This window comes from Bacillus sp. J33 (assembly GCF_000518885.1).
Taxonomy (GTDB): Bacteria; Bacillota; Bacilli; order Bacillales; family Cytobacillaceae; genus Cytobacillus.
The window spans coordinates 1-15,210 of record NZ_JAEL01000005.1 but is presented as its reverse complement, the minus strand read 5'-3'; the positions used below and the strand labels follow the sequence as shown (position 1 = coordinate 15,210).

Annotated in this window: 16 protein-coding genes and 1 pseudogene; 16 read left to right on the top strand and 1 reads right to left on the bottom strand. The window is 45.1% G+C overall.

The window, feature by feature from the left end; genetic code table 11:
• The first annotated feature begins 2 nt into the window (after positions 1–2).
• From L634_RS0101765 to L634_RS0101705, 12 genes are all read left to right on the top strand, one after another.
• Positions 3–770 (top strand): IclR family transcriptional regulator, encoded by a 768-nt coding sequence (locus L634_RS0101765; protein ID WP_026580964.1) that lies wholly within the window; start codon positions 3–5, stop codon positions 768–770.
• 264 nt (positions 771–1,034) lie between these two features.
• On the top strand, positions 1,035–1,931 hold the full coding sequence (locus L634_RS0101760; RefSeq protein ID WP_026580963.1) for a fumarylacetoacetate hydrolase family protein: 897 nt from the start codon (positions 1,035–1,037) through the stop codon (positions 1,929–1,931).
• Positions 1,932–1,935: 4 nt separating this feature from the next.
• Positions 1,936–2,232, top strand: a complete 297-nt coding sequence (locus L634_RS0101755; protein WP_026580962.1) for a UxaA family hydrolase — start codon at positions 1,936–1,938, stop codon at positions 2,230–2,232.
• Positions 2,225–3,397: a UxaA family hydrolase gene (locus tag L634_RS0101750; RefSeq protein WP_026580961.1), complete on the top strand. Its 1,173-nt coding sequence runs from the start codon at positions 2,225–2,227 to the stop codon at positions 3,395–3,397. Before L634_RS0101755 ends, L634_RS0101750 begins: the two co-directional genes overlap by 8 nt.
• Positions 3,398–3,826: 429 nt before the next feature.
• On the top strand, positions 3,827–5,293 hold the full coding sequence (gene gucD / locus L634_RS0101740) for an alpha-ketoglutaric semialdehyde dehydrogenase GucD (RefSeq protein WP_026580959.1): 1,467 nt from the start codon (positions 3,827–3,829) through the stop codon (positions 5,291–5,293).
• 89 nt (positions 5,294–5,382) lie between these two features.
• Positions 5,383–6,531, top strand: a complete 1,149-nt coding sequence (gene dgoD / locus L634_RS0101735; protein ID WP_026580958.1) for a galactonate dehydratase — start codon at positions 5,383–5,385, stop codon at positions 6,529–6,531.
• Positions 6,476–7,459 carry a dihydrodipicolinate synthase family protein gene (locus L634_RS0101730; protein ID WP_232233686.1) on the top strand — a complete coding sequence of 328 codons (984 nt, stop codon included), beginning with the start codon at positions 6,476–6,478 and terminating at the stop codon, positions 7,457–7,459. Before dgoD ends, L634_RS0101730 begins: the two co-directional genes overlap by 56 nt.
• A complete protein-coding gene (locus L634_RS0101725) occupies positions 7,456–8,403 on the top strand; it encodes a U32 family peptidase (RefSeq protein WP_026580956.1) in 948 nt (315 codons plus the stop codon). Before L634_RS0101730 ends, L634_RS0101725 begins: the two co-directional genes overlap by 4 nt.
• A 68-nt stretch (positions 8,404–8,471) precedes the next feature.
• Positions 8,472–9,431 (top strand): C-terminal binding protein, encoded by a 960-nt coding sequence (locus L634_RS0101720; protein WP_034261747.1) that lies wholly within the window; start codon positions 8,472–8,474, stop codon positions 9,429–9,431.
• Positions 9,432–9,447: 16 nt separating this feature from the next.
• Positions 9,448–10,329 (top strand): fumarylacetoacetate hydrolase family protein, encoded by an 882-nt coding sequence (locus L634_RS0101715; RefSeq protein ID WP_026580954.1) that lies wholly within the window; start codon positions 9,448–9,450, stop codon positions 10,327–10,329.
• 5 nt (positions 10,330–10,334) lie between these two features.
• Complete coding sequence (locus tag L634_RS0101710) at positions 10,335–11,291, top strand: sugar kinase (protein WP_026580953.1); 957 nt, start codon at positions 10,335–10,337, stop codon at positions 11,289–11,291.
• A gap of 16 nt (positions 11,292–11,307) precedes the next feature.
• Positions 11,308–11,949, top strand: a complete 642-nt coding sequence (locus L634_RS0101705; protein WP_026580952.1) for a bifunctional 4-hydroxy-2-oxoglutarate aldolase/2-dehydro-3-deoxy-phosphogluconate aldolase — start codon at positions 11,308–11,310, stop codon at positions 11,947–11,949.
• A 90-nt stretch (positions 11,950–12,039) separates the two neighbouring features.
• On the opposite strand, the gene larC is transcribed toward L634_RS0101705, so the two are convergent.
• Positions 12,040–12,495, bottom strand: a complete 456-nt coding sequence (gene larC / locus L634_RS0101700; protein WP_026580951.1) for a nickel insertion protein — start codon at positions 12,493–12,495, stop codon at positions 12,040–12,042.
• Positions 12,496–12,553: 58 nt separating this feature from the next.
• On the opposite strand from larC, the gene larB reads away from it, so the two are divergent.
• From larB to L634_RS33190, 4 genes and pseudogenes are all read left to right on the top strand, one after another.
• Positions 12,554–13,294: a nickel pincer cofactor biosynthesis protein LarB gene (gene larB / locus L634_RS0101695; RefSeq protein ID WP_026580950.1), complete on the top strand. Its 741-nt coding sequence runs from the start codon at positions 12,554–12,556 to the stop codon at positions 13,292–13,294.
• A gap of 26 nt (positions 13,295–13,320) precedes the next feature.
• The gene (locus L634_RS0101690; protein WP_026580949.1) at positions 13,321–14,043 is read left to right on the top strand and encodes a LarC family nickel insertion protein; all 723 of its coding nucleotides are present in this window, start codon (positions 13,321–13,323) and stop codon (positions 14,041–14,043) included.
• An 18-nt stretch (positions 14,044–14,061) separates the two neighbouring features.
• The gene (larE, locus tag L634_RS0101685) at positions 14,062–14,892 is read left to right on the top strand and encodes an ATP-dependent sacrificial sulfur transferase LarE (RefSeq protein ID WP_026580948.1); all 831 of its coding nucleotides are present in this window, start codon (positions 14,062–14,064) and stop codon (positions 14,890–14,892) included.
• Positions 14,893–15,055: 163 nt separating this feature from the next.
• Positions 15,056–15,210 (top strand): annotated as a pseudogene (locus L634_RS33190) (IS5/IS1182 family transposase); the annotation flags it as partial.

The following is a 15,210-nucleotide window of genomic DNA, read 5'->3' as shown; positions in this document are numbered from 1 at the left end:
AATTGCCTATTATCCAATCAGTGGAACGCGCATTAAAAATAATGGATTTATTTGACGAGCGGGAAAGAGAATTATCCATTACAGAAATCAGCAAAAGGATGAATCTGCATAAAAGCACGGTTCATTCACTGCTAAAAACCTTACAGGAACAACGGTATATCTCACAAAATGAGGAGAATGGGAAATATCGGCTTGGCCTGAAGCTTTTTGAACGGGGCAATATGGTTCTTAGCAATCTCGATTTGCGAAAAGTTGCCAGAAAACATCTTGAAAGGCTATCGGCGATGACGAATTTGACAGTCCATCTGGTTATTTTGGACGGACAGGAAGGCGTTTACATCGATAAGGTTGAAGGAAGCGGAGTTACCGTTCTATATTCCCGGATTGGCCGGCGTGTTCCGGTTCATACAAGCGCTGTAGGCAAATCGCTTATTTCAACGAAAACAGATACGGAACTGGACCAGTTTCTTGAAAACTATCAGTACACAAAGCAAACACCAAAATCAATATCCTCAAAAGAGGAATTGCTGGCGGAAATTAATCATGTCCGGATGGCTGGGTATTCCGTGGATAACGAAGAAAATGAACCAGGTATTGTCTGCTTTGCAGTGCCGATTAAAGATTATTCCGGAAAGGTTATAGCAGGGATTAGCATGTCCATGCCGGCTGCGAAAGCAACAGATGAAATCCGCGAACATTACGTTGGACTTTTAAAAGAGTGCAGCACCATCATTTCACAGGATCTCGGCTATGAATATCAAAAAATTTAGGCTCTGTTAACTTTGCCTGTTGATTGCAGCGAGAGGAGTTCAAGCTGTCAGCGGGCGGTCCGAAGCTCCTCAGAGCTGTGCGCCTGCGGGGTCTCCCTTTGATCCGCACTCCCGCAGGACTTTGAATGAGCATCATTGAATTAACACCTCGCCGTAAGGAAATGCAAATGCATTTTCGCGGGATTAGCACCTTCCGCTCCAATCAACAGGGTACTATAAATCAACAACAAAAAAACGACATTCGGTCATGCAGGAGGAATAAAGATGAGAATTATTCGCTACCTAAAGGAAAATGAAAAACAACTCGCAGCTGTAACAAGTGAGAATGAAGCAGCAGACCTTCCATTCAGCGATTTTATGTCGTTGATTGCTAAGGCACGCGAAGATAACAAAACAGCGTTTTATATTGTAAAACAAATTGCGGATAAAGCAGAAAAGCAGCCATTGGAAGGTCTTCAGTTAACCACTCCGATCGATGCTCCAGAAGTGTGGGCATCAGGAGTGACATATAAAAAAAGCAGGGAAGCGCGAAACTATGAAGCAACACAAGGAAAGCTTGATCGTGAAACGTTTTATGACAAAGTCTATGATGCAGTGCGTCCGGAAATTTTCTTTAAATCAACAGCTGCAAGAACAGTAGGGCCGAATGATCCTGTTTTTCTCCGTTCAGATTCCAACTGGCAAATTCCGGAGCCGGAGCTGGGGCTGGTCATTGATAAAGACGGTAATGTGCTTGGCTATACGGCTGGAAACGACATGAGCTGCCGGGATATTGAAGGGGAAAATCCGCTTTACCTGCCGCAGGCAAAGGTTTGGAAAAACTCCTGCTCCATCGGGCCGGCCATCGTATTGGCAGAGACTGTGGCAGACCCTTATGAATTGCAGATTATTTGCCGGATATACCGCGATGAAGAGCTTGTATTTTACGGGGATGCGCAAGTCAGCCAGCTTAAACGTACACTGGATGAGCTTGTTCATTATCTGGTGCTTGATAACAAAATTTTTGACGGAACAGTACTTCTTACAGGAACGTGCGTAGTACCGCCCAACGATTTTACATTGGCCGGAAATGACCGGATTGAAATTGAAATTCCGGGCATTGGCATCCTGAATAACCCGGTTGTCCAAAGCGAAAAAGCGAGGCAAGCCGCTAAGGGGTGAGGAAATGAGTGAATACAAGACGCTTTATTTGAACGAAAAGGATAGTGTAGCTGTCGCACTGTCAGATATTCCTGCTGAAGCGGAAGTGATAGTTAGGCTTGAGGACAACGAATTTCGTGTTAAGATTCTTGAACCAATCCGCTTTGGCCATAAATTTGCAGTCAGAGCCATTCCGCAGGGGGATGACATTATTAAATATGGTGAGGTGATCGGGGCAGCAGTTGTCCCGATAGATGCCGGGGAACATGTACATGTTCACAATCTGGAAGGCAAAAGAGGAAGAGGTGACAAGGTTGTTTAACGATAAACTTCAGTTTTGGGGTTACCGGCGTCCTGATGGCCGCGTTGGGGTAAGAAATCATGTGCTGATCCTGCCGACGATTACCTGTGCAACACAAACGGCTCAGCGGGTGACAGAGCTTGTCAGCGGAACCGTTACATTCATCCATCAGCATGGGTGTGCACAGGTTGGAACAGATTATGACCAGACGGCAAGAACATATGCCGGGTTAGGGATGAACCCAAATGTGTATGGTGTTATCGTCCTTGGCCTTGGCTGTGAAACTCACCAGGCTCACCGTATTGGCGATGAAATTGCCAAATGCGGCAAGCCGGTGCAAACCGTATCGATCCAGGAACATGGCGGAACACTTCAAACGATTGCAGAGGTGGCCAAAATAGCTGTAAAAATGGTTCAGGATGCTTCCATGGTACAGCGGGAGCTATGCGACTTCAGCGAATTGATCGTCGGAACGGAGTGCGGAGGATCAGATGCATGCTCCGGCCTTTCGGCAAATCCAGCCGTTGGGCGCACAAGCGATATGATTGTTGAACAGGGCGGTACAGCCATCTTAGCCGAAACGACCGAATTAATCGGTGCAGAGCATTTGCTTGCCAACCGGGCAGCCAATGACTCAGTCGCCAAAAAAGCGTATGCAGTCATTAAAATGATGGAAAACCGCTCAATCCAAATGGGTGTTGATATCCGTACCGGCAATCCAAGCCCTGGCAACATGAAAGGCGGCCTAAGCTCTCTCGAAGAAAAATCGCTTGGGGCTGCAACAAAGTCTGGGACCTCACGTCTGGAAGAAGTGATTGACTATGCGCAGCGACCGTCCAAAAAAGGGCTTGTATGGATGGATACGCCGGGACACGACATAGAGCAGCTTACCGGTATGGTAGCAGGCGGAGCACAAGTCGTCCTTTTCACAAGCGGGCGCGGAACACCAACCGGCTCGCCGATTGCTCCAGTTATTAAAATCTCAACAAATACACCAATGTTCGAACGCATGAACGAAAACATGGATCTTGATGCTGGAACCATCGTGGACGGCAAAGAAACAGTACCAGAAGTCGGCGGCCGCATCATGAAGGAAATCCAAGCTGTAGCAAATGGCAAATTGACAAAAGCAGAAATATTGAAGCAGCACGACTTCGGAATTTGGCGTATTGGTCCAACATTTTAATAGACGGCTCTGTTAAGCCCATTGTTGAGTTATTGGAGGGTAAGGAAGGAGCCCTCGAAAATGCATCCGGCATTTCCTTTTTGCTATATACCGGCCAAAAAAGAGCATTTATCGGCCGAAACGTAATTAGAAAATACCGGCCAATCTACCGAATTTACCGGCCAACCGGTATTTTTCAATAACTTAAATTTAGTCTAACGGCCAAATTCATGAATTTATCGGCCAAAACCGGCCAGTAATCGGCCAAATCTAAAGGTTTAACGGCCAAACAGCTAGATTTATCGGCCAAATGCTTGTTTTGCAGTGTTTACTCGAGGATTAATCAACATCCGCGCCGAGAAGCGTGGGACTGCCCGCGGTTCACTGAGCCCCTGGAGTGGAAATCAACACAGAGTTAACAAAGACTAATAAAAAGGAGAGGTTAAAAACATGAAAACAACCATTGAAACAAAAACGTACAGCAACTTTATTAATAATGAATGGAAAGAATCAGCATCCGGAAAAGTCATTGAAAGCATCAGCCCGGCTACGAAGGAAACAGTCGGCTACGTGCAAAGGTCCACTGAAGAAGAGCTGAACCAGGCAGTAGAGGCTGCATTCCATGCGAAGAAAGCATGGCGCAAGCTTGGCCAGGCAGCAAGAGGCCAGCTGCTGTTCCAAACAGCAAACATCCTGGAGTCTAGGCTTGATGAAATTGCTGAATCGATGACGAGGGAAATGGGAAAAACCCTTCCTGAAGCCAAAGGGGAAACAGCGCGAGGAATTACCATCCTCCGTTACTATGCTGGAGAAGGGATGCGCAAAGACGGGGATGTGATTCCTTCAACAGATAAAGATGCCCTTATGTTCACCAAGCGTGCCCCGCTTGGTGTGGTAGGTGTCATTACTCCCTGGAATTTCCCGGTTGCCATTCCAATTTGGAAAATCGCGCCTGCACTTGTGTACGGAAACACAGTTGTATTCAAGCCTGCCAGCGAAGCGGCTGTCACAGCTGCAAAGGTGGTTGAATGCTTTGCAGAAGCCGGTTTCCCTGAAGGTGTATTAAATTTCGTAACTGGCTCGGGCTCTGTTATCGGCCAGGGATTGATCGAACACCCTAAGTTAAACGCCATTACGTTTACAGGTTCAGAAAGTGTCGGGCAGAGTGTAGCAAAAGCGGCTGCGGCACGCGGCATCAAGTTCCAGCTTGAAATGGGAGGAAAGAACCCTGTCATTGTTACGAAAAATGCCAATCTTGAACAGGCGGTTGAAGCAGTCATCAGCGGCGGGTTTCGATCTTCCGGACAAAAATGTACGGCTTCTAGCCGCGTAATCGTGGAATCCGAAGTTTATAGCGAATTTAAGCAAAAGCTAATCGAAGCATCTGAAAAAATTACAGTCGGCAATGGCCTGGAAGAGGGCATCTGGATGGGGCCTTGTGCAAGCGAAAGCCAATTCAACACGTTCAAAAAGTACATTGAAATCGGTAAAAACGAAGGAGCAAGACTGGTCCATGGCGGCGAAGTGCTGACAGGCGGAGAATATGATAAAGGCTTCTTCGTTAAACCGGCCATTTTTGAAGAAGTGACACCTGATATGACAATTGCCCAGGAAGAGATCTTCGGGCCAGTCATTGCCCTAATTAGAGCGGTTGACCTGGAGGAAGCCATTGACTTGGCAAACAATACGAAATACGGGTTGAGCGCATCCATCTTTACTTCAGACATCAGCTCCATTCTGGAGTTCATTGATGAAATTGAAGCAGGACTTGTCCGTATTAATGCAGAAAGCGCTGGTGTAGAGCTTCAGGCGCCATTCGGCGGCATGAAAGCCTCGAGCACAGGTTCGCGTGAACAGGGTGAAGCAGCGAAAGAATTCTATACTGCCATTAAAACAGTTTTCATTAAAGGTTCTTAAAACAATTAAGCATAGAGAACCACTAAACCCTAAAAAGGAGATTTCCAGAATAGAAATCTCCTTTTATAAAAATGTTGCGAGGTGCCCATATGAAAATTACGAAACTTTCATTATATAAAGTTCCGCCGCGCTGGCTGTTTTTAAAGATTGAGACAGATGAAGGCATTTCCGGCTGGGGAGAGCCGGTTGTTGAAGGGCGCGCTGAAACCGTGAAGGCGGCAGTCAATGAGCTATCAGACTATCTCATTGGCCGCAATCCCAATGACATCGAAGATATATGGCAAACACTATACCGGGGCGGTTTTTACAGGGGCGGCCCGATTCTGATGAGTGCGATATCCGGTATTGAGCAGGCCCTCTGGGATATTAAAGGCAAGTATTACAATATACCAGTTTATGAAATGCTTGGCGGCAAAGCACGCCAGAAAATTAAAGTGTATTCCTGGATAGGAGGGGACCGTCCGGCTGATGTCGCTGCAGCAGCAAAAGTAAAGCAGAAGCAGGGCTTTCAAGCGATAAAAATGAACGCCTCCGAGGAAATGAACTACATAGACAGCTTTTCAAAGGTGGAAGCAGTCATTGATCGTGTAGCATCCATTCGCGAGGCACTCGGCAAGGACTTTGGCATTGGCGTTGATTTTCATGGCAGGGTTCATAAAACCATGGCCAAAACACTGGTGAAAGAGCTGGAACCATTTCGCCCAATGTTCATCGAAGAGCCGGTGCTTCCGGAAAACAATGAAGCTTTGCGTGAGATTGTGCTTCACACAACCTGCCCGATTGCCACTGGGGAAAGAATGTATACGCGCTGGGGGTTTAAGCAGCTGCTGCAAGACGGTTATGTAGATATTATTCAGCCTGACCTTTCGCACACAGGCGGTATTTTGGAAGGGAAGAAAATTGCCGCGATGGCTGAAGCGTATGATGTGTCGGTTGCGCCGCATTGCCCGCTTGGGCCAATGACGCTAGCTTCATCTGTTCACCTGGATGCTTCTACCCCTAATTTCATCATCCAGGAACAAAGCCTGGGCATTCACTATAACCAGGGAATGGACATTCTCGACTATATCCATAATCCTGAAGTATTCGCCTATAAAGATGGCTATGTGAATATTCCTGATCAGCCTGGCCTGGGTATTGATATTAATGAGGAAAAAGTCAAACAGGCAGCGGAGTCCGGACATGATTGGAAAAATCCTATTTGGCGCCATGAAGATGGCAGCATTGCCGAATGGTAGCAGAGGAGGAGAACGAATGAGCTTTCATGGAATCATCCCCCCGGTCGTCACCTTGTTTGATGAAGCGGGAAATTTGGATTTGGAACTGAATAGACGCTATCTTGATAAGCTGATTTCACAGAATATTCATGGTATTTTGCTGATGGGCAGCTCAGGCGAGTTTTCTTCTCTTTCCATCGAAGAGCGGAAGCTTTATGTAAGGGAAATGATTAAGCATATTCGCGGGCGTGTAAAAGTTATGGTTGGCGTTGGCCATACCGCGCTCAAGGAAGTCCTTGAACTGACTGCTTATGCAGAAGAACTGGGAGCAGATGGCGTGCTTGTTGTCAGCCCATATTACTGGAAGCTTACAGATGAGCAGCTTTACCGCTTTTATTCAACTGTGGCAAGCCATACTGAACTGCAGGTGTTTATTTATAATATCCCGCAATTAACCGGCCAAAATTTGCCGGTGGAGTTAATTGTAAATCTGGCCAAAAAACATTCGAATATTTCCGGCATTAAAGAAACCGTCGGTGATTTTGGCCATATTCGCCAGGTGATCACAGAGGTGAAGAAAGTCCGTCCGGATTTCCTTGTTTTCTCTGCGTTTGATGAGCATATGCTGCCTGCGCAAATGATCGGTACAGCCGGAAGCATTAATGGAAGCGCCGTTTTTGCTCCGGAAATATCAGTGGATTTATATGAAGCTTATCAAAAAGGCGATTTGGCTGAAGCGCAAAGGAACCACCAGCTGATCTCCAAGCTCATGGATGTTTACAGCTATTGCCCGACGTTTTTTACAACTATGAAAGAAGCGGTTCATATGCGGTGGTTTGACACAGCAGCAGGGCACCGTGTTCCGTTTGATGTATATCCTTCCAATTTACGTGAAAATGTTCGAAATCTATTAAAAACGATCGAAACGAAAGAAGGCGTCCAATTATGAAAGAATCCCGCGAATTGCTTGAACAATTAGGCTATCCATCCAGTGATTTTCAAGAATTGCCGACTTCCGCCAAAAGATTCCCGGACGGGGCACAATACCGGGTTGAAATTCCAAGCGTTGAAGGACCTGAAGCGTTAAAAGCCACGCTTGAAGAGATTGACCGCCTTGGATTGACGATTCACCGTGTCTCCCAGGGAAGCGGCATTATGCTTCAAACTGATGAGGAGATCAAAGAAATGTGTGAACTCACTGCAGAACGCGGAATGGAGCTTAGTTTATTCGTAGGTCCAAGAGGCACATGGGATATTAGTGCAGCTCCGTTTACGTCAGGCGGCAAATCACAGGCGCTTCGCCACGAAGGAGCCGACCAGCTTGTCTATGCCATGGAGGATTTAAAGCGCGGAGCCGAACTAGGCTTAAGAGGCGCACTTGTGGCGGATGAAGGACTGCTTCTGCTAACACAGGAAATGAAAAGGAAAGGCCAGCTTCCGGAAGACTTTGTTATAAAGGTGTCTGTTCAAATGGGCTCAGCAAACCCGGTATCTGTGAAGCTGATGCAGGATATTGGCGCAAATACCTATAATGTCCCTTCCGCATTGCCGCTCGCAAAGCTTGCAGCGATCCGGCAGGCCATTGATATTCCGATCGACCTTTACGTAGAGGTTCCCGATAATTTCGGCGGATTTCTGCGCTACTACGAAATCCCGGAAATCATTCGGGTACTCGCTCCCGTTTATATTAAATTTGGCCTTCGCAATCATCCGGATGTGTATCCTTCCGGAAAGCAATGGGAAAGCACAAATATCTCGCTGGTAAAAGAACGTGTCCGCCGTGCTTCCATTGGCATTCAAATGATTGAACGCTACTATCCGGAAGCCCTCGCCTCAAAGTTAGGCGCAGCAGGACTTGGGGTTCCAAAGGCCGGGAAAACGCTAGCTAAATAACTTTTTATCCCTGAAGCGGCCCCAATCCGTTTCAGGGATTTCTTACTATTTTTTCAGGGGTGAATAGAATGGCTTTTAAAGTACTTTTAACAGACTATGAATTTGAAAATCTGAAATATGAAGATGAGGTCTTTGCAGAAAGCGGCCTTGATATTGAGTTTGTCAAAGCGCAGTGCAAGACAGAGGAACAGGTTATCAGGCAGGCCAAACAGGCTGATGCAATTCTAAATCAATATGCTCCCATATCCCGCCGTGTCATTGAATCGCTGGATAATGCCAAGGTTATTTCCCGCTATGGCGTTGGAGTCAACACGATTGATTTGGATGCCGCCAATGAAAAAGGAATTACAGTTGCAAACGTACCTGATTATGGGATGGAAGAGGTTTCGAACCATGCATTGGCCTTGCTTTTATCCTGGGCCCGCAAGGTGACTCTATTAAATAATGAAGTGAAGAGAGGCAACTGGGATTTCAAAGCTTGTGTCCCTATTCATCGATTTAACAGTCAAACAGTAGGGGTTCTCGGATTCGGCCGCATTCCACGGAGGTTTATAGAAAAGGTGAAGCCTCTTGGTTTTAAAGCGGCAGCATATGACCCGTTTGTTTCGGCAGAGGATATGGCTGCTGCTGGGGTGCAAAAAATGGAGCTGGATGAAATCATCCGGGAAGCAGATTATTTATCCGTGCATGTACCGCTTATTAAGGATACCTTCCATATGTTAAATGCCGAAAGCTTTAGTCAAATGAAGAAGAATGCCGTCATCATTAATACAGCCCGCGGACCGATTATAGATGAAAAGGCACTGATAGAAGCGCTCGAAAAAGGAATTATTGCCGGTGCAGCTCTTGATGTTACCGAAGAAGAGCCTATCAGCATCGATAGCCCGCTTCTCCAGATGGACAATGTCATTATTACTCCGCACAGTGCCTGGTATTCAGAGGAAGCAATGGTGGAGCTTAGGCAAAAAGCCGCAAAAAATATCGTTCAGGTTTTAAAAGGTGAAAAAACGCCTTATGCCCTAACGTAAGAAAGGATAGATACTGATGAAATTAGCTGCTTTTACCATCCATTCTCAAAAGCATATTGGTTTCGTTCAAGGAGAGCAAGCCATCAGTTTAAACACGCTGGACGGCAGATTTCCGCAATGTTTGAGAACCTTTATCGAAAAAAGCGAAGAGCTGCTGCCTCTTGCTGAACAGTTAACAGAACAGCCTATCAATGCGGATGCTGTTTTTCAGATTTCCGATATAAAAATTCTTCCGCCGATTCAATTTCCGGAAAAAATCATTTGTGTCGGCCTGAATTATATTGACCATTGCAGGGAAACCGGAATGGAGCCGCCTATCTCGCCGGTGATCTTTTCAAAATATGCAAATGCCATTGTCGGCCACAATGACGCTGTTGAGATCCCCATTAATTCAAATGAAGTCGATTTTGAAGCAGAGCTGGCCGTTGTAATTGGCAAAGAAGCAAAGTACGTAAAGGAAGAAGAAGCAAGCGATTACGTCTTTGGCTATACAATCATGAACGACATTAGCGCGCGTGATTTGCAATTTAAGGACGGACAATGGTCCAGGGGCAAAACGGCAGACACCTTTGCTCCAACAGGACCGGTTATCGTGACAAAAGATGAAGCAGGTGATCCTCATAACCTGTCCATCTCGCTCGAACTCAATGGGGAAATCATGCAAGATTCCAATACAAGCAACTTGATATTTTCCATACCGCAGATTATTTCATTCCTGTCGCAGTCGATGACGCTTAGGCCGGGTGATTTAATTGCAACTGGCACCCCTCCAGGAGTCGGAATGGGCCGCGATCCAAAGGTATGGCTCAAAGACGGTGACAAAATGAGCATCACTATTGAAAACATCGGAACACTATCCAATTACGTAAAAGGTGATTTACAGAAGGAAGAGGGCTGATAGACATGGATGTGGTAACAATCGGGGAAACGATGGCTCTTTTTACACCGAATGAAGAGGGCATGCTTCGCCATGCCCATTCTTTTTCAATGAAATTTGGCGGCGCAGAATCGAATGTTGTTATCGGTTTGAGCCGTCTCGGGCATCGCTCAAGGTGGATCAGCCGCCTTGGAAAGGATGAATTCGGTGATGCGATGCTGTCATTCATCAGAGGTGAAGGAGTGGACGTTTCTTATGTAACACGCGATCAAAGTGCACCGACCGGCGTATTTTTTAAAGAGTTCAGGCGCTTGAACGATACGCGTGTGTATTACTATAGAAAAGATTCTGCCGCAAGCAAAATGAGTGCTGAATGGCTGCCCGAAAACTCCCTTTCAGATGCTGAGTATCTTCATATTACAGGCATTACCCCAGGACTCAGTGAATCATGCAGGGAAATGATTGAAAAAGCAATAGGAATAGCAAAGGGGAATGGAACGAAAATAGTTTTTGATCCGAATCTCCGCTTAAAAATTTGGCGTGATGAAGAAGAAGCCCGGCAGTTTTTAAAGAAATATGCCTCTGAAAGCGATATAGTCCTTCCGGGTATTTCCGAAGCCGAATTTTTATTTGGCGCCTGCACCCCCGAGGATTATGCTGAAAAATTTCATGACCTTGGCATTGAAACAGTCATTATGAAACTGGGTAAAGAAGGAGCACTGGTTTCCTCTCCAACTTATCCAATGACGAGAATTTCAGGCTTTATGGTTGAGCGGGTAGTCGATCCAGTTGGCGCAGGCGATGCATTTGCAGCTGGCGTGCTTTCAGGGCTGCTGGACGGAATAACACTGGAAGAAGCAGTGCTGCGGGGCAACGCGATGGGAGCGATGGCAGCCATGGTAAATGGGGATGCCGAGGGTTTGCCAAATCGCACGGATCTTGTAACCTTTATGAACGGCGGCCTTGAAGATGTAACAAGGTAAAAAAGGAGGAAAATCAATGAACAAGTTAGAAGAATTAAAGAAGCGCAAAATTGTTGCAGTTATTCGCGGTGCACGCCCTGAGCAGATTTTGCCCATTGCCCGTGCGCTGCAGGCCGGCGGTATCAGCACATTTGAAATTACAGTCGAAACACCCAAAGTATGCAAGTTAATTGAAAAAGTGAAAGAAGAGTTTGGAAATGAGGTAATCGTCGGGGCAGGGACGGTGCTGGACCCAGAAACAGCATGTGCAGTAATTATGTCCGGGGCTGAATTCATTTTCTCGCCAACCGTCAATGCCGAAACCATTAAAATGGCAAAACGCTACGGTGTCCTCAGTATACCCGGCGCCCTCACGCCAACAGAGATCCTGACAGCTTATGAACAGGGAGGAGATATTATCAAAGTGTTTCCTGCCGATGTCATGGGTGTCTCTTATTTTAAAAGCCTGCAGGGGCCGCTTCCCCATATCCCGTTAATGCCTACAGGAGGCATAGGAGCTGGAAATATACAGGACTATTTGAAAGCAGGTGCTGTTGCCGCAGGAGTAGGCAGCTCATTGGTTAATGCGAAGAATCTAAATTCAGATGAGGATTATTTAACCCTGACTGAAAAGGCGAAGCAGATTTCTGAATGTTCAACTAATTGCCTTTCCTTCTAATTTAGAAGATTTAAAAGCCGAAAAAGGAACTGGCGCAGAAGCTTGTAGGCATTCTTTGCAAAGAAAAGCCGGAATGGGTATTTCTGCTATTTATTTTAGCTGCTTCCAAACTTCTTGAAAAACCAGCTTTAATGGAATGCCTTTTTTATCAGATATTGCTTTGCAATCACTATATTCAGGGGCTTGCTGTACAACTTTGCCTTGCATTAGCCCCTCTTTAACTGAGACGGTTCCCCAAGGTGTCTCGACCTTTCTAAATTGCCGGCCAAGCCGTTTCACGGAAATTGGGTAATACCGTACGCCCAAAGTAGTGGTTTCTTTAAAAATGATATCCATCATCTCAGATTTTTGCTTATTTTGGCATAGAACCTGAAGCATTGTGCCTGGCCTGTTTTTTTTCATATATATCGGTATATAGAAGACATCATTTGCTCCTGCATCCAATAATAAATCCATAACATGTCCCAGCCACTCACCTGGTATGTCATCCAGGTTCACTTCTATCTTGATCATTTCATGATCGGTATGCTCTTGATTATGCTGCATCTTTTATAAGCCTCCTGGTTTTTTACGAGATTAAGAGATAAAAGAAAGGACGAAACTCATGCAATCATATACTACACATATTTTAACACAATTAAAAAGCGGCCTTCTCTCCATAGAAGAAGCTGAAGAACAGCTTAAGGGATTTACAGACTATGGATTTGCAAAAGTGGATGATGAGCGTGAATTCAGGCAAGGGTTTCCTGAAGTCATCTTTGGGGCTGGAAAAACAACAGAGCAGATTTTACAGATCTTCATGCATTTGGTTAAAAAGGAAAAAACCGTTTTAGCCACAAGGGTGGATGTGAAAGCTGCTGAAGAAGTGTGCAGGCATGTAGAGGAGGCTGTTTACGATTCAGCTGGAAGTACCCTTCTTTACAAGCCCGAGGGGTATGAGATGAAGACGGAAAAGAAGATTGGTGTCATCTGTGCAGGAACTTCAGATATTCCGGTGGCGAGGGAGGCTGAAGTGACAATCGAAGCGATGGGGCATCAATATTCAAGTTTTTATGATATAGGTGTAGCAGGGATTCACAGGCTGTTTGCGCAGCTGGAAGAAATCAAAAAATGCGATGTGCTAATTGTTGTTGCTGGAATGGAGGGGGCACTGCCAAGTGTTGTGGGCGGATTGGTATCCATGCCTGTTATTGCTGTGCCAACCAGCATTGGGTATGGTGCCCATTTAAACGGAATCACCTCATTGTTAAGCATGCTGAACACTTGTGCTTCCGGTGTAACAGTTGTCAATATTGATAATGGCTTTGGCGCAGGCTATTCAGCCTCCTTGATGCTTAGAGTATAAATATAGAAAAAAGGCAGGTATGTAAAGTGAATATATTATTTATAGATTGCGGAATATCAGGTATTGCGGGAGATATGTCGCTGGCTGCTTTTACAGAGTTGGGCGCTGATTTATCCATTGTTGAAAAGAAGCTTAAAACGGTTATTCAGGAGGATTTCTCTCTTTCAGCTAAAAAAGTTGTTAAGAAAGGCATTGCCAGTACAGAGCTGGTCATTAATACAGAAGAGGAAAAGCATTCACATCGCCATTACACACACATAAAAAAAGCCATAGAAGAATCAGAGCTGGATGAGGCCGAAAAAGAAACTGCCTTAAAAATGTTTGAAGCCATAGGGCTGGCCGAATCCCAAATTCATAATAGCACCCTGGAAAAGGTGCATTTCCATGAAGTTGGCGGTGTGGACTCCATGATTGATATTATAGGGACCGCAATCGCTTTTCACTCGCTCAATATTGAAAAAGTTGTCTGTTCTCCAGTTGCAGCAGGCAATGGATATATAAAAATTGCTCATGGCCTCTATCCTGTACCAGCACCAGCCACATTGGAAATTCTTAAAAATATCCCGCTGCGGGAAACCAGTGTTCAGAGTGAACTAACAACACCCACAGGGGCAGCGATTGTTCGTACTCTCGCCAATGAATTTGGAAATATGCCGTCTATGAAGGTGCAGAAAATTGGATATGGTGCAGGAACCAAAGATTTTGTGACTCACCCAAATGTTGTTCGGTTTGTTATGGGTGAACAATAAAAGGAGGAGGGCATTAAAATGGATGTACATAACAGTCTGCTGAAAGAACAAAAGCTTAAGGGTATACTCTCCGAGATGGAACGAATTATTATTGCTTTTTCAGGGGGAGTAGACAGCACCTATTTATTGAAGGTGGCTTTGGATACCTTAGGACAAGAAAATGTCCTGGCTATTACAGCGGATTCTGAATCTTTTCCTGCCTCCGAGCTTGAGGAAACCATTCGAATCGCTAAAGCTTTAAATGCGCCACATCAAATTATTACGATGTCAGAACTCTCCATTCCGGGATACTCCGAAAACGATTCAAACAGGTGCTATTATTGCAAAAAAGGACTATTTGAAAATCTATATCCAATCATGATTGAAAAAGGATACCATAATTTGACATTCGGGCTTATAAAAGATGATTTAGGTGATCACCGTCCTGGAGTAAAGGCTGCGATCGAAAAAAATGTAAGAGGTCCGCTGGCAGAGGCTGATATTACCAAAGAAGATATCAGAATCCGGTCAAAGGAGCTCGGACTTGATACATGGGATAAGCCTTCACTCGCATGTTTGTCCTCCAGAATTGCATATGGAGAAAAAATTACAATTGAAAAGTTAAGGAAAGTTGATGAAGCTGAGCAATTTATTAAGGGGTATGGAATAAAGCAGGTTCGTGTCAGAGTCCATAATGAAATGGCCAGAATAGAAGTAGAGCCGGCCGAGATGATTACTCTCCTGAAATACCGCGATCAGGTTTCAGAACAATTGAAGCTTATTGGATTTAAGTATGTTGCAATGGACCTGACGGGATATAAGAGCGGGAGCATGAATCAGCTATTGGAGGGTTTGACTGCTAAAGGATAGAAGAAGTACAGTCATTTATAAAAAAAGCTGGCCATATACTGGCCAGCTCACAGGCTGTCGAGAAACTATCGACAGCCTTTATTTTAATAGTTAACTTTAATTATTCACCGCGTTAATATGTTATAATTAACCCATTAAATCCTATAGATTGTGGTGAATTTACATGTTTAAACCCAAAGAATCTTCGCAAAATGAAATTGAATTTGTGTCTATTGATGAACTTGTTCCTTCGGACCACCTTCTGCGAAAAATAGATCAGTACATAGATTTTTCAACCATTTTAGATAAGGTTCGCCCATATTATAGTGAGGACAACGG

Excerpts from the sequence above, each read along its gene's own strand:
- larE (WP_026580948.1), top strand. The coding sequence starts at position 14,062 with ATGGATGTACATAACAGTCTGCTGAAAGAACAAAAGCTTAAGGGTATA.
- larB (WP_026580950.1), top strand. The coding sequence starts at position 12,554 with ATGCAATCATATACTACACATATTTTAACACAATTAAAAAGCGGCCTT.
- dgoD (WP_026580958.1), top strand. The coding sequence starts at position 5,383 with ATGAAAATTACGAAACTTTCATTATATAAAGTTCCGCCGCGCTGGCTG.
- larC (WP_026580951.1), bottom strand. The coding sequence starts at position 12,495 with ATGCAGCATAATCAAGAGCATACCGATCATGAAATGATCAAGATAGAA.
- L634_RS0101730 (WP_232233686.1), top strand. The coding sequence starts at position 6,476 with ATGATTGGAAAAATCCTATTTGGCGCCATGAAGATGGCAGCATTGCCG.
- L634_RS0101710 (WP_026580953.1), top strand. The coding sequence starts at position 10,335 with ATGGATGTGGTAACAATCGGGGAAACGATGGCTCTTTTTACACCGAAT.
- L634_RS0101715 (WP_026580954.1), top strand. The coding sequence starts at position 9,448 with ATGAAATTAGCTGCTTTTACCATCCATTCTCAAAAGCATATTGGTTTC.
- L634_RS0101755 (WP_026580962.1), top strand. The coding sequence starts at position 1,936 with ATGAGTGAATACAAGACGCTTTATTTGAACGAAAAGGATAGTGTAGCT.
- gucD (WP_026580959.1), top strand. The coding sequence starts at position 3,827 with ATGAAAACAACCATTGAAACAAAAACGTACAGCAACTTTATTAATAAT.
- L634_RS0101760 (WP_026580963.1), top strand. The coding sequence starts at position 1,035 with ATGAGAATTATTCGCTACCTAAAGGAAAATGAAAAACAACTCGCAGCT.
- L634_RS0101725 (WP_026580956.1), top strand. The coding sequence starts at position 7,456 with ATGAAAGAATCCCGCGAATTGCTTGAACAATTAGGCTATCCATCCAGT.
- L634_RS0101720 (WP_034261747.1), top strand. The coding sequence starts at position 8,472 with ATGGCTTTTAAAGTACTTTTAACAGACTATGAATTTGAAAATCTGAAA.
- L634_RS0101705 (WP_026580952.1), top strand. The coding sequence starts at position 11,308 with ATGAACAAGTTAGAAGAATTAAAGAAGCGCAAAATTGTTGCAGTTATT.